The sequence below is a fragment of the Agreia sp. PsM10 genome, assembly GCF_030433855.1.
GTDB lineage: Bacteria > Actinomycetota > Actinomycetes > Actinomycetales > Microbacteriaceae > Agreia.
Genome location: NZ_JARUXC010000001.1, coordinates 13,293 through 36,365, shown reverse-complemented (window position 1 = coordinate 36,365; position 23,073 = coordinate 13,293). Strand labels below are relative to the sequence as shown.

The window sequence follows — 23,073 nt, the reverse complement described above, 5'->3', positions numbered from 1 at the left end:
TCGGTTTGCACGAGGTCTTTCTCGTGCAACTCTATTCGCCTATGCGCGAGTGCGATCCCAGCCTGTGCCACGTGCGGTTGTGGTAGACGAGCGGCTCGGCGGAATCCGCCTCGTCCGAGGTGCCCGCCTGCAGGGCGTGCACGGCTATCACGGTCGAGCCCCCGGCATCCATGCGCTCGATGACCCGGCCCCTGATCCACGACTGGGCGGCCGGAAAGTAGGGTTCCCCGGTGATCAGGCGATCCCAGATCGTCGTGTCGGCGAATCGGTCGATGCCGCTGGTGGCGCACAGCGTCGCGAGATCGAGCTGCTGCGCCCCCAGAAGATGCACGACCACGGTGTCTGCCGCACGGATCGTCGGCGCGCTGGAGGATTGGCCGGAGACGGAGAACACAAGCAGGGGCGGCTCCGCGCTGACGGAGAACACCGAGGTGGCCGTGAGGCCCATGGGACCGTCGCCGGCATCGGCGGTGATCACGGCGACCCCGGCCGGGTGGTTTCGGAAGACGGCCTTGAACGAGTCGGCGTCGAGGCCTGCACTGTCGGAGATGGGCTCGACCGAGCCGACGTGCCGGGTGCCGCGTGCGGAGGTGTTCACTGTCATGGAACTCAGCCTTCACCCGACAGGCCGTCGACGAAAGTCGTGTGACCCTCTATGACACGACCGGGCGATTCAGCCACCTCGGAGGTGCATCTACGTATCCTCAACTGTTATGCCTGAATCCTCGTCACGTGTCCTGTCGGCGGCGAAGCCCTGGCTGGAACTGCTCGGAGCGAGCGTCATCGCCGGTGTTCTCGTCACCGCCCTCGCCGTTCCCGCCGTCTCGCTCACGAGCGCCACGGTCTCCCGCTCGGTCGGTCTCTTCGAAGACCTGCCGTCGACCCTCGACATCGGGGCGCTCTCGCAGAAGTCCGAGATCTACTCGACCAACACCGATGGATCGAACACCCTGCTCGCGACGGTCTTCGACCAGAACCGCCAGGAGGTCGGCTGGGACGAGATCGCCCCGGCGGTCAAGGACGCGGTGGTCTCGACCGAGGACCCGCGGTTCTACGAGCACAACGGCGTCGACCTGACATCCACCCTTCGCGCGGCGCTCAGCAACGTCACCTCGGGCGGCGTCGAGAGCGGCGCGTCGACCATCACCATGCAGTACGTGAAGAACATCCTCGTGCAGAGGGCCGAGGCCCTCGACAACGAGGCCGACCGCGAGAAGGCCTACGCCGAGGCGACCGACACCTCGCTCGACCGCAAGCTGACTGAGATGCGGCTGGCCATCGGCCTCGAGAAGAAGTACAACAAAGACCAGATTCTGCTCGGCTACCTCAACATCGCCAACTTCGGCGGATCCGTCTACGGCATCGAAGCGGCTGCCAACTACTACTACGGCACGACGGCTGCACAGCTCACGGTCGCGCAGGCCGCGAGCCTGATCGCCACCGTGAACGAGCCGAACGGCCTGCGCATCGACGAGCCCGAGAACATCGAGGCGAACAAAGCCCGCCGCGACGTCGACGTGCTCGCGTCGATGCTCAAGCAGCACACCATCACCCAGGCGCAGTACGACGAGGCCGTCGCCACCCCCGTCACGCCCGTGATCACCGAGCCGTCGACGGGATGCCAGACCGCGGCATCCGGCGCCGCCTACTTCTGCGACTACGTGACCTGGATCGTGAAGAACGACCCCACGTTCGGCGCCACGGCCGACGAGCGCTGGTCGAACTTCAAGACGGGCGGGTTCCAGATCTTCACGACCTTGAACCCCACCCTTCAGGCCAACGCGAACGAGACCATGACGGAGTACGTGCCCGCATCGAGCGACGAACTCGACCTGGGCTCGACCATCGTCACGGTCGAACCCGGAACGGGACGCATCCTCGCGATGGCCCAGAACAAGACCTACGTGCCCGGTGAGTCGGCCGACCCGGGCAGCACCTCGCTCAACTACAACACCGATCAGGGCTACGGAGGATCGAGCGGATTCCAGGTCGGCTCGACCTACAAGGTGTTCACACTCGCGGAGTGGCTCAAGCAGGGCAACACGCTGGGCGAACGGGTCAACGGCAATCCGCAGACCTTCGATCGCGCCGACTTCACGAACTCCTGCGTCGACATCAGCGGTGAGCCCTACTCCCCGAAGAACGACAGCGGTTCCAGGCCCGGCACCGTCACGGTGCAGTACGCCCTCACGAACTCCGTGAACAACGCCTTCATCGCGATGGCCGAAGAGCTCGACCTCTGCCAGATCCGCAACACGGCACAGTCCCTGGGCGTGCACAGGGCAGACGGCGGCGAACTCGGATCGAACCTCGCGGACATCCTCGGCACCCAGACGATCGCGCCACTGACCATGGCCGCCGCCTACGCAGGCATCGCCGCCAACGGGGTCTACTGCAAGCCGGTCGCCATCGACCGTATCCTCGACGCCTCGGGTGCAGAGCTGCAGCCTCCCCAGGCCGAGTGCGCACAGGCGCTCGATCCGACGGTCGCATCGACGCTCGCATACGCGATGAAGGGGCCGATCCAGAGCGGCACGGCCACCGCCTCGAACCCGTACGACGACGTCGAGCACATCGGCAAGACGGGCACCACCGACAACGAGAAGGACACGTGGATGATCGGGGCGAGCACGCGGGCCGCCACCGCCGTCTGGGTCGGCAACGTCTCCGGCGATGTCTCGATGACCGACGTCGAGACGAACGGGTACTCCGGCTACAGCGTGCGTCACCGCATCTGGAAGTCCGTGATGACGGCCAACGACGAGGTCCTGCAGCCGGCCGCCGACTTCCCCGAACCCGACGACGATCTGGTCTACGGATCCGGGTCGAGTTCGAGCGACGACTCCTCCACCGACGCCCCTGCCACGACGACTCCGACTCCCACGACCGATCCGACGCAACCGGGAACCGTCCCGACTCCCGGGTCGAGCGTCGCTCCCGTGCCGGCCCCGGAAGGCGATGACACCGTGGGCCGCGGCGATGAGGATCAGCCAGGCCAGAACTGACCCGAACTGAACCATGGGTCTTGCCCTGCGTGCCGGTGAGGCGTAACGTACAACCAAATGGTTGTACATGAAGTGACCGACGCCGAGATCGACCGCATCTTCCAGGCACTGGCGGATGCGACGAGGCGCGACATCGTGAGCCGCGTGCTCGTCGTCGGCCAGTCGGTGACGTCGCTCTCCGAGCACTACGACATGAGCTTCGCCGCCGTGCAGAAGCACGTGACGGTGCTCGAGCGTGCGCTCCTCGTGACAAAGGAACGCCGGGGCAGAGAACAGCTCGTGCACAGCCGCATCGACACGATCGGCAGGGCACAGACGCTGCTGACCGCGTTCGAGCAGATCTGGGCGCAGCGCGCCCGACGCATCGACGACATCCTCGCCGAAGATCCCTGAAGGAGCAGTCATGACCATTCTCAGCGTAGACAAGGACGCAGACGCACTCACCCTCACGTTCGTCGCCGAATTCGCGGCCGACGTCGACAGGGTCTGGCAGGTCTGGGAGGATCCTCACCAGCTCGAACGGTGGTGGGGCCCGCCGACCTGGCCCGCCACGTTCACCACGCACGAACTCAGGGTGGGCTCCCGCTCCTCGTACTACATGACAGGACCCGACGGCACGAAGGCCGGCGGCTGGTGGCTCGTCACGGCGGTCGACGCGCCCACTCGTCTGGAGTTCGACGACGGTTTCGCCGACGAGAATGGCAACCCCGACGATTCGATCGAGCCCGTGCATGCCATCGTCACCCTCGAATCGGTCGACGGGAAGACGCGGATGACGACGCTCAGCCGATTCGTGAGCATCGAGCAGCTCGAGAAGATGATCGACATGGGCATGCAGGAGGGCATGACGCTGGCGATGGGCCAGATCGACGCGCTGCTGGTCGACTAAGGCAGGTTGCACTCAGTGCGTCGTTGCACGTAGTGTAATGACGTGAACACCAAGCCGATCCTGATGGATCGCCGAGCCGAGTTGAAGGCGCGGCACCGTGAAGCCATTCTCGATGCCGCCGACTCGCTGATTCTCGAAAGAGGAGAGGCTCGCTTCAGTGTCGACGAACTCGCGGATCGCGCGGACATCGCCCGTCGCACCGTTTTCAATCATTTCTCGTCACTCGACGACGTGATCATGACCAGCTGCACCCGCACCCTCAGCCGTGCGATCGACGACTTCCTTGCAGCCGCCAGCGTCACGCCCTCGAGCCACGGCAGCCGCGTGGTCCTCTTCGCGGAGGTCACCACGGCGATCAAAGAGATGGATCTGCCCAGTCTGGTCACCTATTTCTTCGGACTTCTCGACGGCGACGACGCACGCACGCAGAATGCCGACAGCGTGTTCATGCGGTCGACCGAAGATCTCGCGGTCGAACTCGTTCGGCGCAGTGGCGTCGATGAATTCGAGGTCGCGATCCTCGTGAGCACGCTGATGAACGGCATCGCCGTGGTCGCTCGACAGTGGATGATCCAGACCGGCGGAACGCTCGACGCCGCATCTCGGAGCCTCTGGGACAGCCTTCTCGACCGCTTCATCGGAATCGTCCGCGACGGATACTCCGCACCGAGCTAGGTTCCGCCCCCGATCCCCCTCTCTCTTCCCGATGATGCGACGTGAGACTTCTCCCCCGTCACCCGCTCATTTCAGAAAGAAACTGAGAAACATGGCATCGCTCCTCTACCGCCTCGGTATGTTCTCGGCCCGCCGCGCCTGGTTGGTCATCGTCGCCTGGATCGTCATCCTGGGCCTTGCCGGAGGAGCGTTCGCGCTGTTCGGCGGCACCCTCACCTCCGCGGTGAGCATTCCCGGCACGGCGACCCAGAAGGTCAGCGACGAACTGGCCGAGAAGTTCCCGTCGGCGAGCGGCGGGCGCGGAACCGTGGTCTTCACGACCACCGACGACACCGCCTTCACCGATGAGCAGAAGACGGCCATCGGTGCGCTGCTCGAGAAGGCGACGGAGCTCGACGACGTGAAGGCGACGACCAACCCCTTCGACACGCAGGCCCAGATCGACGACTCCGCCCAGAAGGTCGTCGACGGCCGACAGCAGATCGCCGACGGCACGAAGAAGCTCGACGACGGCCAGGCGCTGCTCGACAGCGCGAAGAGCCAGGCCGCCGCCGGCCAGCAGCAGCTCGACCAGGCACGCGCCCAGGCAGAGGCATCCGGCCAGTTGGCCGCGGCCCAGCCCCAGCTCGACGCACAGCAGGCGCAGATCGATGCCGGCAACGCCGAGCTGGCGAACCAGCAGGCGACCATCGACTCCGGCCGCGCCGAGCTCGAAACGCAGAGCGCCACCCTCGAAGAGGGAGCCAAGCTGCTCGACCTGGCCTCGAACATCCGCCAGGTCTCGACCGACAACACGACCGCGGTCGGCGGCATCCAGTTCGACAAGTCGCTCAACCTCGTTCCCTCGGAGGCGAAGGAGGCGGTCGTCGAGACACTGAACGATGCGGACATCGACGGTGTGACCGTCGAGGTGTCCAACGACATCGCGGCGACGATCCCCGAGGTTCTCGGCCCGGGAGAGATCGGCGGCGTGATCTTCGCCGCCGTCGTGCTCTTCGTGATGCTCGGCACGCTCATCGGCGCAGCCCTGCCTCTCATCAACGCCATCATCGGCGTGGGCGTGGGCGTGCTCGCCTCGCTGGCGCTGTCGGGTACGGTCACCATGCTCTCGGTCACGCCCGTGCTCGGCGTCATGCTCGGTCTCGCGGTGGGAATCGACTACTCCCTGTTCATCCTGAACCGGCACAGGACCCAGCTGCGCAACGGTCTCGAGCTGAGGGAGTCGATCGGGCTCGCCAACGGCACCTCGGGCAACGCCGTGGTCTTCGCCGGATCGACCGTGCTGATCGCCCTGCTCGCCCTCAACCTCACCGGAATCCCGTTCCTCGGCCTCATGGGAACCGTTGGCGCCGTCTGCGTGTTCGTCGCGATCCTCATCGCGATCACTCTCACGCCGGCGCTCCTGCGCCTGCTCGGGCAGAAGATCCTCACCAAGAAGGCCCGGGCCCGCGTCGGACACACCGACCACCAGAAGCGGGTGCCCACGAAGCCCATGAACACGCTCCGCGCCGTCATCACCGTCGTGATCGGCACCGCCGTGCTGCTCGTCGTCGCCATCCCGGCGCTCTCGATGCGACTCGGACTGCCCGCCGGCTCGTCGGAGCCCGTCGACTCGAGCGCCTACAAGGCCTACAAGCTGGTCGACGACAAGTTCGGCGCGGGCGTCAACGGGCCGCTGATCGTGGTCGCCGATCTCGACACCGCGATCACCGACGACGACCTCGTCTCCGAGCAGGTGCGTATCGGCACGCTGCTCAAGGCCGAGAACGACGTGGTGGCCGTCGCCCCGATCGGTGCGTCCGACGACGACATGCTCCTTGCCTTCCAGGTGATTCCCGAGGAGGGGCCGACAAGCGAGTCCACGGAGCAGCTCGTGCGCGACCTGCGCGGCCTCGACATCGACGGTGTGGCAGAACTGGGCGTGGCCGGAAACGCGTCGGGCAACATCGACGTCAGCGAGAAGCTCGCCGACGCGCTCCCCGTCTACCTGCTCGTGGTGGTCGGTCTGTCGCTGATCATCCTGATCCTGGTGTTCCGATCGATCCTCGTGCCCATCACGGCGACGATCGGCTTCGTCCTCTCGCTGTTCGCCGCGTTCGGCGGCATCACCGCCGTGTTCCAGTGGGGCTGGCTCTCCGTGGTCTTCGGTGTCCACGATCCGGGCCCCATCCTGAGCTTCCTGCCGATCCTGGTGGTCGGTGTTCTGTTCGGTCTCGCGATGGACTACCAGCTGTTCCTTGTGAGCGGCATGCGTGAATCCTTCACACACGGCTCGTCCGCCCGCCTCGCCGTGCAGCGCGGTGTGCACGCGGGCCGCACGGTGGTCATCGCCGCGGCCCTCATCATGACGAGCGTCTTCGCCGGGTTCATCTTCTCGAACTCGGTCATGATCCAGTCGATCGGCCTAGGCCTGGCACTGGGCGTGCTGCTCGACGCGTTCGTGGTGCGGCTTCTCATCATTCCGGCCGTGATGCACCTGCTCGGAACCTCCGCGTGGTGGCTGCCGAAGTGGCTCGAGAAGGTGCTGCCGAACGTCGATGTCGAGGGTGCCTCGCTCGAGCGCGGCGGACACCAGCTGCACTGACCGATGGTCTGATTCTGGAACGTAGGCTTTAATAGAGCCTGCGCTCCAGAATCAGGTCGCGCCTGACGTCAGGACAACATGCACTCCACTCCGTCGACCGCAGCCCGGCGGCTGCCGCGCGTCGGCATCCTGCTCTTCGACGACGTGAAGATGCTCGACTTCGTCGGGCCGGCCGAGGTGTTCTTCGAGGCCAACCAGCGCTCGGCGGGCTACGAGATCGTCACCATCTCCCGCACCGGGCAGCCCGTGACGACCTCGATGGGCATCCAGGTGGCGGTGCAGACGTCGGTGGCGGATGCGGGTCGTCTCGACACGCTCATCGTGCCGGGCACAGAGAAGGCGCTGACCGTGTTCGCCGATCCGCAGCTCCTCGACGCGGTCGCCGAGCTGGCCTCACGGTCGACCCGCATCGCCGGCATCTGCACGGGAGCCTTCGGCCTCGCCGCCGCGGGCCTCCTCGCCGGCAAGTCGGCGACGACCCACTGGAAGTTCAGCTCGACCCTGGCGGAGCGGTTTCCCGACATCGACGTTCAGGCCGAAGCCATCTTCGTGCACGACGGCAACACCTTCACGTCCGCCGGCGTCGCTGCGGGCATCGACCTCGCACTCTCGTTGCTCGAGCTCGACTACGGCCCGGGGGTTGCCCGGTCGGTGGCCCAGCTTCTTCTCGTGCACATGAAGCGCTCCGGCAACCAGTCGCAATTCTCCGCGGCGCTCCAGGGCCCTCCCCCTCGCACTCCCCTCATCACCGTGATCACCGATCACATCAGCGAGGACCCGTCGAGGCCTTACACGGTCGGCAGCCTGGCATCCTTCGCGAACGTGAGTCCGCGACACCTGACCCGGGTGATGCGCGACGAGCTGGGCATGTCGCCGATCGAATACGTCACCTCCATGCGCCTCGACCTGGCCGTGTCGTATCTCGACTCCGGCGCATCGGTGGCCGATGCCGCCGCACACTCTGGCTACGCGACGCCGGTGTCGCTACGACGCTCGTTCGTCGCCCGATTCACGATCACGCCCTCCGAGTACCAGCGTCGATTCCAGTCCACCCGACGCGACGCCAGGGTCTGACGACGAACGGCTCGACAGGGCTCTGAGCGCCTGCGCCGAACGGGATCCGGGCTCGGCCATGTAGGTCGTGAGAAACTGCCGGGGCGACCGAGGGATGCCGAGGGTCTGCCAGACGAGATCGACCCGGCCGAACGGCTCGATGGTCACCGGCCTCAGCCCTGTCGTGAGCCGACTCACGTCGTGCTCGGCCCAGATGCGCCGGAACGACAGGTGCCGACTCGAGAGCCGGCCGACGACATCCTGAAGCCGCGCGTCGTCGGGGTCGCCGTTGAACCGCAGGGCCCCGATGTACTCGCGGATCGTCTCCTCCCATTCGAGCCCGACGTCTGCGCCGTTCTTCACGGTCGTCATCGTGAGGTGGTCGTATGCGGCCTCGAGAAGGTTGGTTCCGGGCACGAGGATGCCGGGCGACACGAGACGCGCCAGGCGGTTCGCGGCCAGCACGTCGAGATTGGCGTCGGTCACATACGCCGGAGTCTGGGTCCACGCATCGAGCAGGCGTCGCACGCTGTCACTCACCACGGAGGGCTCGCGCACGGCTCGCAGGTAGGGAAGCGGCCTGGCCACACGGAACAGGTAGTTCGCGCCGTCGTCATCGAGCAGGAGGGCCTTCGCCAGCGAGCGCACGACCTGCTCCGACGGCCGCCTGTCGCGACCCTGTTCGATTCGCAGATAGTACTCGGGGCTGATGTCGGCCCGTGCGGCGACCTCCTCCCGTCGCAGGCCGGGCACACGGCGGGCTGCATCGAGCGGCAGACCCACGTCTTCGGGCTTCAGGAGCTTGCGTCTCGCGCGAAGATACTCCCCCAACGGACTCGCTGACGCGCCCATGCCTCTTCTTCCTCACCTCGACGGAGCCGGAAGGGCCCACGAAAGATTCTCACCGACGCCGCGCATCCGGAGTGAGAGCGCGTTCAGCCCTGCATGGTGCAGAAACGGACATGATTGCGGCGACGTGAGGGTGGTAATGGCACGGCCATGTGGCGGCTCGATCGTCGCTTCTAGACTCGCGACCATGACTCTCTACCAGCTGACAGATGAGCGCATCACGTCCTCGTCGGCGATGGCCCACCAGCGGATCGGTCCCGGCTTTCCCTCGTCGGTCTGGGCCGTCGTCATCGACCCCCAGGCCGGTGGGCTCAGAGCGCGAGCCCTAGCGGGCCGGATCGTGACCTCGGCGGGTCTCGGCACGGCGTTCGTGGGCGAGCAGTCCGGATGCCTGTTCTTCGTCACACGGGCGCGACCCGGAGACACAGATGCGGAGCTCGCCGAGCGGATCCGCTCGATGGCCGGCAGGTTCGAGTTGCGCATCGTCGCGATCGGCGCCGCGCTCGTCGAGAACACCGACTACGACCTCGCACCGGCGGCGGAGCGCGCCGAACGGGCCGCGGGCATCCTTACGGCCCTGCCCGAGCTCGCCGAGGTCGGCTGGTACGGCGACCTCGGGCCCTGGATCATGCTGAGCCGCATCGCGCCGGGCTCCGTTCGTGTTCGTGACATCTCGCCGGCCGCCGAGGTGCTCCTCGATCCGTCGAACGCGATCTACCGCGAGACCGTCGAGGTCTACCTCGACGTGGCCGGCCGCATCGGCGACGCCTGCGCCCGGCTGCACATTCACCGCACCACGCTCTACTACCGGCTCGACAAGGCACCGGATGCGGTTCGCGACGCTCTGCACGACGGATCGGCTCGCAGCAGCCTGCATATGGCTTTGAAGCTGGACCGGCTCTGGAGCTCCCACCGGAACTCGCCCTCACTCCTCCAGCAGGGCCAGCAGCTGTCTTAGAGCCTCCCGTGACCCGTCGTCGACGGGGTGCCACACGAAGAGCACATCGCGATCATCACCCGGCACCGTCAGCAGCTGGTACGCGAGCACGATCGGCCCCACCGGGGTCTCGTCGAAGGGGACGACGCCTCGGGTCTTCGCTGTTCGGGCGTCGTCGGCCCACGCGATCGAGAAGTCCCGGCTTTGCGCCGAGAGCTCCCCCACGATCGTGTGGAAAGAGGGGTCCGCCTCGTGCTCGTCGAGGGACTCCCTCAGAAGGGCCGCCACCTGGCTGGAGGCCTCGGGCCACATCGCATGGTTTCGGTCGACATCCGGTTCGAGATAGGCGAACCGCGCCAGATTCGTGCCCTCCACGAATGCAGGACTCACCGCGCTGGCCGCGGTATTCGACGCCACAACCGTGAAGTGCCGGTCGCAGAGGAACGCTGGTACGGCCCGCCAGGAGGCCAGAAGCTCTCGCATCTCGTCGCGCATGTCGCTCACGGTAGCCCTCCGCTTCGCTGCCCGATACCGCGTTCGAGGATTTCGGACAATGGTCGGAATTGCCGACGTGGCCCGGCCGCTCGGATGGTTGACTGGGTCGATGGATGCCACGACACCCGACCGCGCGGGGTACACGCAAGACTTCCTCGCTCTTCCGGTCGCCCTGCCCGCACCGGCCGTGGGTTCGCCCGTTCGTGAGCTCGCGTACACGCACTTCACGGTGCTGCTCGATCCCGTCAGGCGGCTCGCGCAGTCGACCGGAGTGAACATCGACGGCGAGCTGCTGCTCGACCTCGACCGCGGGGACGACTGGCACCTCGACGACCGGATCCCCGAGAACGAACAGACCGGACCGGATGTCTATGCGGGCAACGACCTCGATCGCGGACACCTGGTGCGCCGCCGCGATCCGGTCTGGGGCGACCGCGCGACGGCCGCCCGGGCGAATGTCGATACGTTCGCGTACACGAATGCCGCTCCGCAGGCCGGCGAGTTCAACCAGTCCAAAGAGCTGTGGCTCGGTCTCGAAGACCACGTGCTCGCCTACGCGCAGGCCAACCGCAACCGGATCAGCGTCTTCACCGCGCCCGTTCTGGCACTGAACGATCCGCTCTACCGGGGTGTGGGCATCCCCCAGGCCTTCTGGAAGGTCGTCGCCTGGACGACCGACGCATCCGGCGCCGACGCCCTGCGAGCCGCGGCCTTCGTGCTCGACCAGTCGCCCCAGCTCTCGGACATCGACCTCAACGACGCCAGCGCGCAGGCCCTCATCGACGGCAGTCCTCCCCCGCTCGGCCCGTACTTCAGCTATCAGGTTCCGGTCGACGACGTGGCGAGCCTCACCGGGCTCGATTTCGGCGAGCTCATCGACGCCGACGTCATGGCGCCCGTTCTCGCCGGTCGCGCCGACGGTTCGCCTCGAACCGGATGGGTGCGGCTGCACACCGAAGAAGACATCACCGTCGAGAAGGCCCCGGCCTAGAGGTGGAGCTCACTCGAACGGCTCCCCCGCTGTCAGGCGGTGTCGTCGCCGCCCAGGAGTGGCGCCAGGTGGCGTTCGTCCACTGGCGGGTGGCGCCCGAGATCGTGGCACCCCTGCTTCCGCCGGGCGTCGTTCCGGACGTGTTCGACGGGTCGACCTGGGTGGGGCTCATCGCGTTCCGGCTCGGCGACGCGCGCGTCGGCCCCTTTCCGCCGACGTCGCGGTGGGGGTCGTTCACCGAGGTCAACGTGCGACTGTACGGTGTGGACGGCGCCGGCCGTCGAGGTGTCGTGTTCCGGTCGCTCGAGGCATCCAGCCTGCCCGCCGTCGTCGCCGCCCGCGCCCTCTTCGGGCTTCCGTACGTCTGGTCGAGCACCGACCAGCGGCAGACGTCAGACGGGTGGCAGTACGCGTCGAGACGCAGGGGGCTGCTCCCCTCCTCGCCCGAGCCCCGCTTCCGACTCGACGTCTCCGTCGACTACTCGCGCCGCGTCGACGACGAGCTCTCGCTGTTCCTCACCGCTCGCTGGGGGCTCTTCCAGGGCCGGCTCGGCCACACGCAGTGGCTGCCGAACGAGCACGAGCCGTGGGTCCTGCATCCGGCGCGTGTCACCACGCTGCACGACGAGCTCTGCGCGGCCGCCGGGCTGCCCGGCATCGTCGACGGGCCGCCCGACTCGGTGCTCTTCAGCCCGGGGGTCGACGCGAAATTCGGCCTGGCAGGTGCGCACGCTCGCCATCGTGGTCGAAGATCGTGAGCAGCTCGACCGGGCCGTCGTTGGCGTCGAGGGCGTGCGGGGTCATCGTCGAGAACTCGGCGGCCTGGCCTTCACGCACCTGGATCGTGCGCTCGCCGAGCTTCAGCGTGAGCACGCCGCTCAGCACGGTGAACCACTCGTAGCCGGGGTGCACCTGCGGTTCGACCTTGGCGCGCTCGGGAGTGATGCGCATCTTGGCGATCATCACGCCGCGTCGATCGCGCTCGCGCGAGAGCAGCCAGATGGTCGATCCCGCACTCGTCTCGGGTTCGGGCCGGATCACCACGTCATCGTCGCCCTCCGGCTCGACGAGCTGATCGAGCGTCGTGCCGAGAGCCTGCGCGATCGGCACCAACTGGTCGAGGGCGATGCGCCGGTGGCCCGTCTCGATGCGGCTCAGGGTCGACGGCGAGAGAAAGCATCGGCTCGAGAGGGTGTCGAGGGTCCAGCCCAACGACAGTCGCAGGCTCCGGATGCGCTGGCGCACCACATCGTCGATCATCTCTTGCGTCATACGCAAGAGTCTATGTGCGTGACGCGATCCCGAGGCGGGCAAGCAGGACGACGCCGGCGATGGCCGGAACCACGGGCAGGGCGGCCCCGAGAGTCGGCGACACTCCGATGAGCAGGGATCCCGACAGCGCTCCGAGAACGAGAGCCACGAGCACTCCGACTCGCGTGAGCAGATCCTGCTGTCGTCGATCGGCGGCGTCGGCCATGATGCTGGTCAGCGTGCCGGTCGCGTAGGTGGTGGTGACCCCGGACTCGCCATCCAGACGCTTGGCGACGACGGTCTGGCAGGCCATCGCCGACGCCGACAGCCCGATCGAGACCATGATCAGGGGCATCGTCTTCGTGCCCGGCGATGCTGCCCAGATGACGAGCACCACGAGCTGCGCGAGCGTCGCGGCGGCGAGAACGCCGATCAGGGCGCCCCTCCGTTCACCGTTGGGCGCCGCTCGGAACGCGACGTAGAGCACAACGACGAAGACGACGAGAGCCACGAGAATGCCTCCGATCGAGGTCGAGTACCCGCTTCGTTCGGTCAGACCGGCGAGCACGAGGTTGCCGGTCATGTTCGCGGTGAAGACGCCGAGGAGCTGGAGGAAAGCGAAGGCATCCGTGGCGCCCGCGGCGAAAGCCAGGACGACGGCCATCGTCGTCAGGCGGACGGATCGGTGCGCGGACACTCTCCCACTGTGTCCGGCCCGGGCATCCAGGGCGTACGTCAGATGTCTGAATCCTGCGCCCGGGAGGTTGCGTCAAAAGTCGTATGCGCCGCCGCGTCTCGAGGGCTTTGCTGGAGGGAACACGACGAAGGAGAGCGCCATGGGCACCGACGAACCGACAACCCCGCACCACGAGCCGGCAACGTTCGGGAACCCCGACCTGCCCGCCGAAGGAATCGTGAATACGGGCGACAACCCCCAGAGCACCACGATGACCGGGCCGCAGAACCTGGTGATCGAGAGCCAGTTCCCGAATCAGATGGATGCGCCGCCCACCGACATCAGCACCCAGGCGTTCTTCTGGTCGTCGTTTAACATCTCCCCGCGCCGGGTGCAGGACGGCGGCTGGGCCCGTGAGCTCACCCAGTCCGACTTCGCGATCTCGAACGAGATCGCCGGGGTGAACATGTATCTCGAGCCGGGCGGAATCCGCGAGCTGCACTGGCACCAGACCGCCGAGTGGGCCCTGATGACCCGGGGAAAATGCCGCGTCACCACTCTGAGCAGAGAAGGGCTGCCGAGCGTCGAGGACGTCGAGGCGGGCGACCTCTGGTACTTCCCCGCCGGACTCCCCCACTCACTGCAGGGCATGGGGCCCGATGGGGCCGAGTTCGTTCTCGCCTTCGACGACGGCGAGCAGTCCGAGAGCAACACTCTGCTCCTGACCGACTGGTTCGCACACACGCCGCCGGAGGTGCTCGCGAAGAACTTCGGCGTCGCGCAGGAGGTCTTCAAGGACATCCCCCTCCACAACCTCTGGATCTTCCCCGGTAACGAGCCGGGCGATCTCGAGACCGACCAGGCATCCGCCGGCGTCGAATGGGGCGACGAGCCCGTCATCTTCCGACTCTCCCGGTCGACTCCCGCGTACGAGAACAGCGGTGGCCGCATCCAGATCGCCGACAGCAGCAACTTCCGCGCATCCAAGACCGTCGCCGCCGCACTCACCACCATCAACCCCGGATCGATGCGCGAGCTGCACTGGCACCCCAACGCCGACGAGTGGCAGTACTACCTGCAGGGGCAGGGCCGTATGACCGTGTTCAACACGGGCCCGCACGCCAACACCACCGACTTCAAGGCGGGCGACGTCGGTGTCGTGCGCCGCAACCTCGGACACTACATCGAGAACACGGGCGACGACGTGCTCATCTACATCGAGACCTTCCGCAGCGACCACTACGAGGAGGTGTCGTTGGCGAACTGGTTGAGTCACCTTCCGCCCGCTCTCGTCTCCGCGCACCTCAACATCCCCATCGAGACCCTGGCGACGTTCCCGAAGGGAACCCAGGGCATCGTGCCTATTCCGGGGAAGTAGCGATGGATCAGCGACTTCTGACCGAGGCGGACCGCGTCGTCGCGACGCTGCCTCCAGGGAAGCGGGAGAGCGTGCGGGAGATCGTCGTCGACGCGACCCGCCGCGGATCCGTCAGCGAGAGCGCACGCCGATTTCTCGATTCGGCGACGGGATCGCCCGTGGTCGCCGAGGTTCTCGCTCGGGCGGTGGCCGAGGGCGCGAACGCCACCCTCGCTATCGCCCGCTCGAGTACGTGTACACGGCCTCCTGGCCCGGAGTCCACGTCGCCTCACTGAGGGTGAAGACGATCACCGCGACCGTCTCCGCTGTGCGCTGCTCGTGCAGTTCGAGGGTGGGCTCGGGCGTTCCTCCCACCAGCTCCATTTCGATGAGCGCAGCGATGCTGCCGTCGGGGTTCACGAGACGCGCTCGGTACGTTTCTGGCATCATGACGGTCCGACTCTACCCGTGCGTGTGCCGTACACCGGGTGTGTGCGGCACACGCCGACTCGTCAGCCCATGGACCGACTGCGACGGATGCGCAGCCTGACCCACAGAGTCGTCGCCCCCGCGGCGAGCAGCAGCGCAGCCATCACTCCGGCCATCCCGACGGACAGGCCCGTTGCCGCGAGCCCACCCTGCGAGCCGCTGGCCGGCACCGACGAAGCACCGCTCGACGGCGGCGCCGTCGAGGTTCCGGCCGCCTCCGCGATCCGAACGTCGACCGGAGCAGAGCTCGCACCTTCTCCGACCAGGTTGCGGGCCGTCACGGTGAAGCTCGCCACGGAACCCGGCTCGAGCCCGGTGACACGGCATTCCGTCGCCGTCACGTCGCACACCGAGCCCGCTGCCCGCGCATCCGCAGCAACCGCTCGCACGACGTACGACGTGACCGGCGACCCGCCGTCGTCATCCGGCGCAGCCCACGTGATGGTCGCGGCGCCCGCTTCGGTCGACGTCGCCGCCACCGATGTCGGAGCGCCGGGAGTCTCGAGCACCGGCTGCGGGTCGTACATTCCTCCGTACAGCGGCGTGATCGTCAGGCTCTCGATCTCGGCGGAGCCTCCGGTCGACAGGAGCGAGATGCCCGTCGACGACGGGTCGGGGAACACCTGATCGGTGATCGTCGTCGAACCGCCCTGCGCGAAGGCCTGCACCGACGCGTTGTCGACGTAGACCTCGAGCCGCAGACGCCCGTCGTCATCCAGCGCCACGGGCGCCGTCTCGACAGACGAGAACGTCGGGTTGAACGAGACGTCGCCCGATGCGCGTCGGTCGAGACTCAACGATCCGGATGCGGTGTCGTAGGTGAGCGGTGTCGACTGCGTGCCGTCGCTCGACGTGCGCAGGGCGAGACCGAAGCTCGACGCCGTACCCGGCTTGAGCACGGCATCCACTCGGTAGACCGCGCCGACGCCGTCGACGGGCAGAGCCGTCTCGCCCTCGGCGACGGGGCCGACAGGCACCGTCACTGCGGCGAACGGCTTCGACAGCCCGTCGACCTGGGGGGTGACCTCGGAGACGAGCTTCGGCTGTCCATCGATGGTCTTCAGGGAGAGCTCGCGCGGCAGTGCCATCGCGCTCCTCCACTGACCGGTCGGGATGTCGTTCGCGTACTCCCAGTTGTTCATCCAGGCGACCATGATGCGCTTGCCGTCGGGTGCATTGTCGTAGGTGACTCCCGCGTAGAAGTCGCGACCCCAGTCGAGCCAGTCGTACGACTCGATGCGGGGCGCGGCGGCGGCGTCGGAGAACAGGAACTGGTCGGCGAGAATGTGGCCCCATCCGGCGCGGTTGTTGTCGACGACCGAGATGTGCGCCGTCTTTCCGATCAGGTCGGAGACATCCCACGCGGCCCAGTCGAGGGTCTCGCTGTCATTGCCCGTCGTGCTGCGCACCACCTGGCCGTCGACGACCAGGTTGACCGAGGTCTCATTGCTGCGCACGAGCGCCGGGCTGTCGGCCAGAACGACCTCGTCGAGGGTGAGGTGGCCCCATCCCCCGGTCGCCTGGTCGTTGACGCGGATCTGCGCCTGCTGGCCCTGGTAGTCGCTGACGTCCCAGCTCTTCCAGTTCAAGGCTCCGTCGTTCTCCCCCGAGGCGGTGTCGACGACGTTTCCGTCGATGAGGAGTTCGGCCTGCAGGACCTGGCCGCTCGCCGCATCGCGCTTGCCTCCTCCGACCAGCATGCTGACGAAGGACTTGTCGACGGTGAAGACATCCGACGTGAGAGTCCCGACGTTGTCGTCTCCCTTGGCGCCGCCCTCCCAGGTGTTGATGCGCTTCGCACCGATCGCGTAGTCGCCCCCGGATGTCGCCGGGTTGCGTTCGGCGACGAAGTCACCCGCCACGGTCCAACCGTGATCGACGACGCTCTCGGTTCCCGGGTACTCGAATCCGTCGAAGAGCAGTTCACTGTCGGCGGGGGGCTCGTTGCCCAGCTGGCTGCCGTCGACATGGGGGTGCTTGCCGCCGCCGACTAAGAAGTTGACGTAGTCCTTGCTGACCGTGAAGTCGGGCGACGACACGCTTCCGACGGGCCAGTCTCCGTCGTTGAACCCGTTGATGAGTCCAGTGCCGATCTGACCCACGACCGTCTGCTGCCCGTCGATCGCACCGGTGGCGGGCTGGTCTCCGAAGGGTCCGTTCTTCCAGTTTCCCGGCTCATTGGCGGTAGTCCACCCCGAGTAGGTTCCGTCATCGAATCCTGCGAACAGGTCGCCCTCCGGCAGGGAGTCGGTCGGCTTGGTCGTATCGGACGTGAATGTGGTGCCGTCGAAGTCACCCACGAAGTACTGGCCGCCGGAGCCGCCGGACACGGCGCCGGGGTTGAGGTTCACGACCATCACCCACTTGGTGTTGGCGGGATCGCCATCCACGGCGAGCGGGAAGAGATCGGGGCACTCCCAGATGCCGGCCGTGGCGTTCGCCGGGCCGAAGTCGCTGAGGTAGGTCCAGTCGATCAGGTTGTCGGAGCGGTAGAGCAGCACGCGGTGCTCTGTCGCCTCGACGGTCGCGACGACCCAGTAGGAGTTCTCGGGTGACCCACCGTCGTACCAGAACATGTGCGGGTCTCTGAAGTTGTTCGAGTCGCGATCGAGGATCGGGTTGCCGGAGTACTTGATCCAGGTCGCTCCTGCGTCGGTGCTGTACGCGAGCGCCTGCGCCTGCTTGCCCGTCTTGTAGGCGGCCGTGTACATGGCGACCAGCGGCGGGTTGTCTGCTGTTCCGAGACCGGAGGTGTTGTCGTGGTCGACGACGATGGAGCCGGAGAAGATGTCTGCGTCGGCGTCTTGGGGAATCGCGAGCGGCTGCTCGGACCAGTGCACGAGATCGGTGCTCGTGGCGTGACCCCAGCTCATGTTGCCCCACGTCGTGCCGAAGGGGTTGTACTGATAGAAGAGGTGATAGACGCCCTGGTAGTAGACGAGCCCGTTGGGATCGTTCATCCAGTTCTTCTCGGGGCTGTACCCGAGGTAGGGGCGATAGGGCTCGGCCGGCGGAGCAGCCTCGGCGGCTGCTGCCGTCGGTTGGGCTGCGGCCGTAGGCTGTGCTGCGGCCGTCGACGCGGCACCCGAGACCGCGGCGGTCACGAGGAGGAATGCGCCGGCGGCTGCCGCTATTCGCGTGACGGAACCGGCTCGTTTTCTGACTTTCTGCTGCTGTTGTTCGTGATGATTCACAGGACGCCCTTCACTGCGCGTTGTCGCGATGACATCGATGTCATCGATCGCGAGCGATGTTACGGAATGTCCATCGAACAATTCAAGGGCGGATTTCTCCGGAGCCTCTCACGATGAGCCGGGTCGGCACGATGAAGTCCCGGGCCGGCTCGTCGAGCCCGTCGAGGCGATCGAAGACGCGGCGGGCGGCGATCTCTCCGATGGATGCCGGGTCCTGCGCCATCACGGTGACCGCCGGTTCGAGCAGGGCCGCCATGGGCACGTCGTCGAAGCCGACGAGGGCGACCCGCGTCGACGCTCCCGCCGACCTGAGCGACGTGATCACGCCGACGGTGATGAGGTTCTGGGCGCTGAAAATGGCGGTGGGCGGGTCGTCGAGCGCAAGCAGGTCTGCGACAGCAGCGGATGCCTTCGCCTCGTCGTCGAGATTGTCGATCACAAGCCGGTCATCCGGAGCGATGCCCGCGCGCCGCAGTGTGTCGAGGTAGCCGCGCTTCCGCTCCCTCGCCGTGAAGATCTTCTCATCGTCGCCGAGGTAGGCGATGCGCCGGTGACCCATGGCAAGGAGATGCTCGACCGCGCCGGACGCCCCCTCGGCGTTCTCGGTCATCACCGTGTCCGCCTCGATTCCGTGGGGTCGGCGGTCGACGAACACGATGGGCACGCCCTGGTCGAGCTGGATGCCGAGATAGGCCTGGCTGGGCTGGATCGTCGTGAGGATGAGACCGTCGACCCGCCTGCGAAGAAAGGCGTTCACCGACGACAACTCGCGCTCGGGATCCTCGTCGAGGCTCGACGCGAACACCGCGACATGCCGCTCGAGCGCGATGTCTTCGACAGCACGGTGAACTGCAGCCGAGAACGGGTTGGCCACGCTGCCGACGAGCAGTCCGAGCGTGTCGGTGCGCCTGTCGGCACGCCGCAGGTTACCGGCCTGGATGTCGGGTTGATAATGCAGCTGTTCAGCGGCCCGACGCACCCTGGCAATGGTCTCTTCCGACACATGGGGCTCGCGGTTGATCACTCGCGAGACGGTCTTCACACCCACCCCCGCCAGGTCTGCCACGTTCTTCATTGTGGGCCGGCGACGAAGGGCTTCGCTTCGCTTGGGATCTGATAACGATGTCATAACTGCTCTTCTTCTTCGAGGATTAACTTGACTCTACCGATCGAGGACCCCTATACCTATACCTGACATCGTTGTCGGGCAGATCGCCCCCTGAGCCAATGAGGACTCCATGAACACACGCACATCGCCCATCGCCCGGCTCGCCGGCTTCGGCACCATCGCGCTCGTCGCCTCCGTGGGTCTCGCCGCCTGCTCGAGCGGTGGCGCATCCACCAGCACCGACTCGGCCGACGGCGGCGGTGACGTCGGCGTCACCCTCATCGTGAAGACCACGACCAACCCCTTCTTCGTCGCCATGGAAGACGGCGCCAAGGCCGCTGCAGACAAGGCCGGCGTCAAGCTGACGCTGGCTGCGGGCAAGGAGGACGGCGACGAGGACACCCAGATCCAGGCCATCGAGAACGCGATCTCCAAGGGAGACAAGGGTATTCTCATCACCCCCAACGGCCCCTCGGTCGTCGACGCCATCCAGAAGGCGCGTGACGCAGGCCTCTACGTCATTGCGCTCGACACGCCGCCCGACCCGGCCGACGCCGTCGACATCACCTTCGCCACCGACAACTTCAAGGCGGGAGAGTCGATCGGCAAGTGGACCGCGGCTCAGCTCGGCGGCGAGAAGGCCACCATCGCCATGCTCGACCTGTTCAACGACAAGGTCGTCTCGGTCGACTACAACAGAGACCAGGGCTTCCTGACGGGAATGGGCATCGACACCGTCGACGACCAGAAGAACGGCGACGAGGCCAAGACCGGCTCCTACAGCGGCGGCGACTACGAGCTCGTCGGCAACGAAGCCACCGACGGAGCCGAAGACGGCGGCCGCACGGCCATGGAGACGCTGCTGTCGAAGAATTCCGACATCAACGTGGTCTACACGATCAACGAGCCGGCCGCCTACGGCGCGTATCAGGCGCTCCAGGCCGCCGGCAAGGAGAAGGACGTGCTGCTCGTCTCGATCGACGGCGGATGCTCCGGCGTCAAGAACGTGGCTGACGGCGTCATCGGAGCGACGGCTCAGCAGTACCCCGTGAAGATGGCCGAACTCGGTGTCGAGGCCATCGCCAAGCTCGCCACCGACGGCACGAAGCCCTCGACGAGCGCAGGACTCGACTTCTTCGACACCGGCTCGGCTCTGGTCACCGACAAGCCCGTCGACGGGCTCGAGAGCATCACGGCCGCCGACGCGACCGACATCTGCTGGGGCGAGTAGCCCGACAGCCGGGGGTGGAGCTCTCCACCCCCGGCATTCCCTTGCCTCCCCTCCCCCAGAAAGGCCCTCGTGACTTCTCCCAACCCGGTGACCAACCCACCGACGTCTTCACTCGCTCTCGCTTCCGAGTTCCTCGACCGCCGCACACCCATCGATCGTGTGCGAGGCGTTCTCCACCGCTACCCGGCGGTCAGCCCGGCCGTGGTCCTCGTCATCGCCATCATCGTCTTCGGCATCCTCAATGACAGGTTCCTCGCCCCCGCCAATCTCTCCCTGATCACGCAGCAGGTCGCCGTCGTCGGAACCCTCGCCGTGGCGCAGACGCTGATCATTCTCACCGCGGGAATCGACCTCTCGGTCGGCGCGGTCATGGTGCTGGCCTCGATGGTGATGGCGCAGACCGCGACGCAGAACGGGGTCCCCGCCTTCCTGGCGTTGCTGATCGGCATTCTGGTCGCCGTCGCCGCCGGACTGTTCAACGGCCTGCTGGTGACCAAGCTCAGACTGCCCCCGTTCATCGTGACGCTGGGCACCCTGAACATCTTCGTCGCCCTCACCCTGCTCTACTCGTCGGGATCCACCGTTCGCGGCTCCGACATGCCGGCGCTGCTGCCGTCGACGGGCCAGACCTTCGACCTGTTCGGTGTGCGGGTCAGCTTCGGCGTGATCATCATGCTCGCCCTCTACATCGTCGTCGCCTTCATCCTGGGCAAGACGGCCTGGGGTCGCCACGTCTACGCCGTCGGCGATGACAAGGAGGCCGCGCGCCTCGCCGGAATCAGCGTCAACCGCGTGCTCGTCAGCGTCTACATCGCGGCCGGCGCCATCCTGGCCGTCGGCGCCTGGATCCAGATCGGCCGCAGCAACGCGGCCAGCCCGAACGCCGGCGCCGACCTGAACCTCGACTCCATCACGGCCGTCGTCATCGGCGGAACGAGCCTGTTCGGCGGTCGCGGCACCATCTGGGGAACCCTGCTCGGAGCCCTCATCGTGGGTGTCTTCCGCAACGGACTCTCGCTCGCGGGACTCGACGTGCTCTACCAGACGCTCGCCGTGGGCATCCTCATCATCGTCGCGGTCGGCATCGACCAGTGGATTCGAAAGGTACGCAAGTGACCATCACAGACAGTGTCGTCCCCGAGGCCGAGACGCGAACGCCCGTTCTTCAGGCTCGCCGGCTCGTCAAGACCTTCGGCCGCGTCGTGGGCCTCGACGGTGTGAGCCTCGAACTCTACCCGGGCGAGGTGCTCGCCATCATCGGCGACAACGGAGCCGGCAAATCGACGCTCATCAAGTGCCTCACCGGCGCCGAGATCCCCGACGAGGGTGAGATCTTCCTCGACGGCAAGAAGGTCTCGTTCAAACGCCCGCAGGACGCTCGCGTGGCCGGCATCGAGACCGTCTACCAGAATCTGGCCGTCTCCCCCGCCCTCGATGTGGCATCCAATCTCTACCTCGGTCGGGAGAAGCGCAAGAAGGGCGTGCTGGGATCGGTCTTCCGCATGCTCGACACGGCCGGCATGCGCCGCGAGGCGAAAGAGGAGCTGACGAAGCTCGGCATCTCGACGCTCCAAGACGTGACCGTTCCCGTCGAGAACCTCTCCGGAGGGCAGCGGCAGGCCGTCGCCGTCGCCCGATCTGCGGCGTTCGGATCGAAAGTCGTGGTCCTGGACGAGCCGACGGCCGCCCTCGGAGTGCGCGAGTCGAACCAGGTTCTCGAGCTCATCCGCAACCTGCGCGACCGCGGTGTGCCCGTCATCCTGATCAGTCACAACATGCCGCACGTGTTCGACGTGGCCGATCGCATCCACATTCAGCGACTCGGCAAGCGGGCGGCGACCATCACGCCGCAATCGCACTCCATGACCGACGCCGTCGCGATCATGACGGGTGCGGCGACCGCATGAGTGCCGACGCACCCGCGCCGAAGGTGCTGTACGCCGAGTTCACGGCGCTGCCCGGATGCGAGGAGACGATCGCCGGCCTCTTGGCCGGGCTGGCAGACGACGTGAGACGCGAACCCGGATGCGTCGAGTTCGCGCCCTATCAGGTAAGCACGGAGCCCTCGCGGTTCTTCGTGTACGAGGTCTATCGCGACGACGACGCGTTCACGGCGCACATCACGGCGCCCTACGGCCGCGTGTTCAATGACAAGCTCGCTCCCCTGATCGTCGAGGACGGCTCGCAGCTGACCTGGCTGCAGCCGCTGTCGAGCTGACCGATTCCCCACGATGGCTCTGCCTGCTGCTTCCGGGCGGGCAGAGCCGTTTCCTTGCCCCGAAAGGCCCT

At 66.7% G+C, this 23,073-nt stretch carries 22 protein-coding genes; 14 read left to right on the top strand and 8 right to left on the bottom strand.

Annotation, left to right across the window (positions count from 1 at the left end; translation table 11 throughout):
- Positions 1-31: 31 nt before the first annotated feature.
- Positions 32-604 carry a flavin reductase family protein gene (locus tag QCD70_RS00175; RefSeq protein WP_301213036.1) on the bottom strand — a complete coding sequence of 191 codons (573 nt, stop codon included), beginning with the start codon at positions 602-604 and terminating at the stop codon, positions 32-34.
- A gap of 109 nt (positions 605-713) precedes the next feature.
- Here QCD70_RS00175 and QCD70_RS00170 point away from each other — a divergent pair, with 109 nt between their 5' ends.
- From QCD70_RS00170 to QCD70_RS00145, 6 genes are all read left to right on the top strand, one after another.
- Positions 714-3,005, top strand: coding sequence for a transglycosylase domain-containing protein (locus tag QCD70_RS00170; RefSeq protein ID WP_301213034.1), 2,292 nt, complete (start codon positions 714-716; stop codon positions 3,003-3,005).
- Between the two features lie 57 nt (positions 3,006-3,062).
- Positions 3,063-3,398 (top strand): ArsR/SmtB family transcription factor, encoded by a 336-nt coding sequence (locus QCD70_RS00165; RefSeq protein ID WP_301213032.1) that lies wholly within the window; start codon positions 3,063-3,065, stop codon positions 3,396-3,398.
- A 10-nt stretch (positions 3,399-3,408) separates the two neighbouring features.
- Positions 3,409-3,894, top strand: coding sequence for an SRPBCC family protein (locus QCD70_RS00160; protein WP_301213031.1), 486 nt, complete (start codon positions 3,409-3,411; stop codon positions 3,892-3,894).
- Between the two features lie 42 nt (positions 3,895-3,936).
- Positions 3,937-4,569 carry a TetR/AcrR family transcriptional regulator gene (locus tag QCD70_RS00155; protein ID WP_301213030.1) on the top strand — a complete coding sequence of 211 codons (633 nt, stop codon included), beginning with the start codon at positions 3,937-3,939 and terminating at the stop codon, positions 4,567-4,569.
- 91 nt (positions 4,570-4,660) lie between these two features.
- The gene (locus tag QCD70_RS00150) at positions 4,661-7,153 is read left to right on the top strand and encodes an MMPL family transporter (protein WP_301213029.1); all 2,493 of its coding nucleotides are present in this window, start codon (positions 4,661-4,663) and stop codon (positions 7,151-7,153) included.
- A 78-nt stretch (positions 7,154-7,231) separates the two neighbouring features.
- Positions 7,232-8,227, top strand: a complete 996-nt coding sequence (locus tag QCD70_RS00145; RefSeq protein ID WP_301213028.1) for a GlxA family transcriptional regulator — start codon at positions 7,232-7,234, stop codon at positions 8,225-8,227.
- Here QCD70_RS00145 and QCD70_RS00140 read toward each other — a convergent pair.
- Positions 8,138-9,058, bottom strand: a complete 921-nt coding sequence (locus QCD70_RS00140; protein ID WP_301213027.1) for a helix-turn-helix domain-containing protein — start codon at positions 9,056-9,058, stop codon at positions 8,138-8,140. The genes QCD70_RS00145 and QCD70_RS00140 overlap by 90 nt on opposite strands.
- A gap of 184 nt (positions 9,059-9,242) precedes the next feature.
- Here QCD70_RS00140 and QCD70_RS00135 point away from each other — a divergent pair, with 184 nt between their 5' ends.
- Complete coding sequence (locus QCD70_RS00135) at positions 9,243-10,013, top strand: helix-turn-helix domain-containing protein (protein WP_301213026.1); 771 nt, start codon at positions 9,243-9,245, stop codon at positions 10,011-10,013.
- Here the strand turns inward: QCD70_RS00135 and QCD70_RS00130 are convergent.
- Complete coding sequence (locus tag QCD70_RS00130; RefSeq protein ID WP_301213475.1) at positions 9,981-10,487, bottom strand: MmyB family transcriptional regulator; 507 nt, start codon at positions 10,485-10,487, stop codon at positions 9,981-9,983. The two genes, QCD70_RS00135 and QCD70_RS00130, sit on opposite strands and share 33 nt — an antisense overlap.
- Positions 10,488-10,596: 109 nt before the next feature.
- Between QCD70_RS00130 and QCD70_RS00125 the strand changes: the two genes are divergently transcribed.
- Both QCD70_RS00125 and QCD70_RS00120 read left to right on the top strand, forming a co-directional pair.
- Positions 10,597-11,478 carry a DNA/RNA non-specific endonuclease gene (locus tag QCD70_RS00125; RefSeq protein ID WP_301213474.1) on the top strand — a complete coding sequence of 294 codons (882 nt, stop codon included), beginning with the start codon at positions 10,597-10,599 and terminating at the stop codon, positions 11,476-11,478.
- Between the two features lie 2 nt (positions 11,479-11,480).
- Positions 11,481-12,236 carry a YqjF family protein gene (locus tag QCD70_RS00120; RefSeq protein ID WP_055930153.1) on the top strand — a complete coding sequence of 252 codons (756 nt, stop codon included), beginning with the start codon at positions 11,481-11,483 and terminating at the stop codon, positions 12,234-12,236.
- On the opposite strand, the gene QCD70_RS00115 is transcribed toward QCD70_RS00120, so the two are convergent.
- Together QCD70_RS00115 and QCD70_RS00110 are read right to left on the bottom strand one after the other, a co-directional pair.
- Positions 12,166-12,750 carry a helix-turn-helix domain-containing protein gene (locus QCD70_RS00115; RefSeq protein WP_301213025.1) on the bottom strand — a complete coding sequence of 195 codons (585 nt, stop codon included), beginning with the start codon at positions 12,748-12,750 and terminating at the stop codon, positions 12,166-12,168. The two genes, QCD70_RS00120 and QCD70_RS00115, sit on opposite strands and share 71 nt — an antisense overlap.
- Before the next feature lie 10 nt (positions 12,751-12,760).
- Positions 12,761-13,426: a DUF1275 family protein gene (locus tag QCD70_RS00110; protein WP_301213024.1), complete on the bottom strand. Its 666-nt coding sequence runs from the start codon at positions 13,424-13,426 to the stop codon at positions 12,761-12,763.
- Positions 13,427-13,565: 139 nt separating this feature from the next.
- Between QCD70_RS00110 and QCD70_RS00105 the strand changes: the two genes are divergently transcribed.
- On the top strand, positions 13,566-14,783 hold the full coding sequence (locus QCD70_RS00105; RefSeq protein ID WP_301213022.1) for a cupin domain-containing protein: 1,218 nt from the start codon (positions 13,566-13,568) through the stop codon (positions 14,781-14,783).
- 213 nt (positions 14,784-14,996) lie between these two features.
- On the opposite strand, the gene QCD70_RS00100 is transcribed toward QCD70_RS00105, so the two are convergent.
- The 3 genes from QCD70_RS00100 to QCD70_RS00090 all read right to left on the bottom strand — a co-directional run bounded on the left by QCD70_RS00100 (position 14,997) and on the right by QCD70_RS00090 (position 19,520).
- On the bottom strand, positions 14,997-15,212 hold the full coding sequence (locus tag QCD70_RS00100) for a hypothetical protein (protein WP_301213020.1): 216 nt from the start codon (positions 15,210-15,212) through the stop codon (positions 14,997-14,999).
- A gap of 62 nt (positions 15,213-15,274) precedes the next feature.
- Positions 15,275-18,445, bottom strand: a complete 3,171-nt coding sequence (locus QCD70_RS00095) for a GH32 C-terminal domain-containing protein (RefSeq protein ID WP_301213019.1) — start codon at positions 18,443-18,445, stop codon at positions 15,275-15,277.
- A gap of 82 nt (positions 18,446-18,527) precedes the next feature.
- Complete coding sequence (locus tag QCD70_RS00090; protein ID WP_200926127.1) at positions 18,528-19,520, bottom strand: LacI family DNA-binding transcriptional regulator; 993 nt, start codon at positions 19,518-19,520, stop codon at positions 18,528-18,530.
- 163 nt (positions 19,521-19,683) lie between these two features.
- On the opposite strand from QCD70_RS00090, the gene QCD70_RS00085 reads away from it, so the two are divergent.
- The 4 genes from QCD70_RS00085 (at position 19,684) to QCD70_RS00070 (ending at position 23,002) form a co-directional block, all read left to right on the top strand.
- On the top strand, positions 19,684-20,784 hold the full coding sequence (locus QCD70_RS00085; protein ID WP_055930177.1) for a substrate-binding domain-containing protein: 1,101 nt from the start codon (positions 19,684-19,686) through the stop codon (positions 20,782-20,784).
- Between the two features lie 69 nt (positions 20,785-20,853).
- A complete protein-coding gene (locus QCD70_RS00080) occupies positions 20,854-21,900 on the top strand; it encodes an ABC transporter permease (RefSeq protein WP_157412138.1) in 1,047 nt (348 codons plus the stop codon).
- Entirely contained in the window at positions 21,897-22,691 is a 795-nt protein-coding gene (locus tag QCD70_RS00075; RefSeq protein WP_055947516.1) for an ATP-binding cassette domain-containing protein, read from the top strand. The genes QCD70_RS00080 and QCD70_RS00075 overlap by 4 nt, the downstream gene beginning before the upstream one ends.
- Positions 22,688-23,002: a putative quinol monooxygenase gene (locus QCD70_RS00070; RefSeq protein ID WP_301213016.1), complete on the top strand. Its 315-nt coding sequence runs from the start codon at positions 22,688-22,690 to the stop codon at positions 23,000-23,002. Before QCD70_RS00075 ends, QCD70_RS00070 begins: the two co-directional genes overlap by 4 nt.
- The last annotated feature ends 71 nt before the right edge of the window (positions 23,003-23,073 follow it).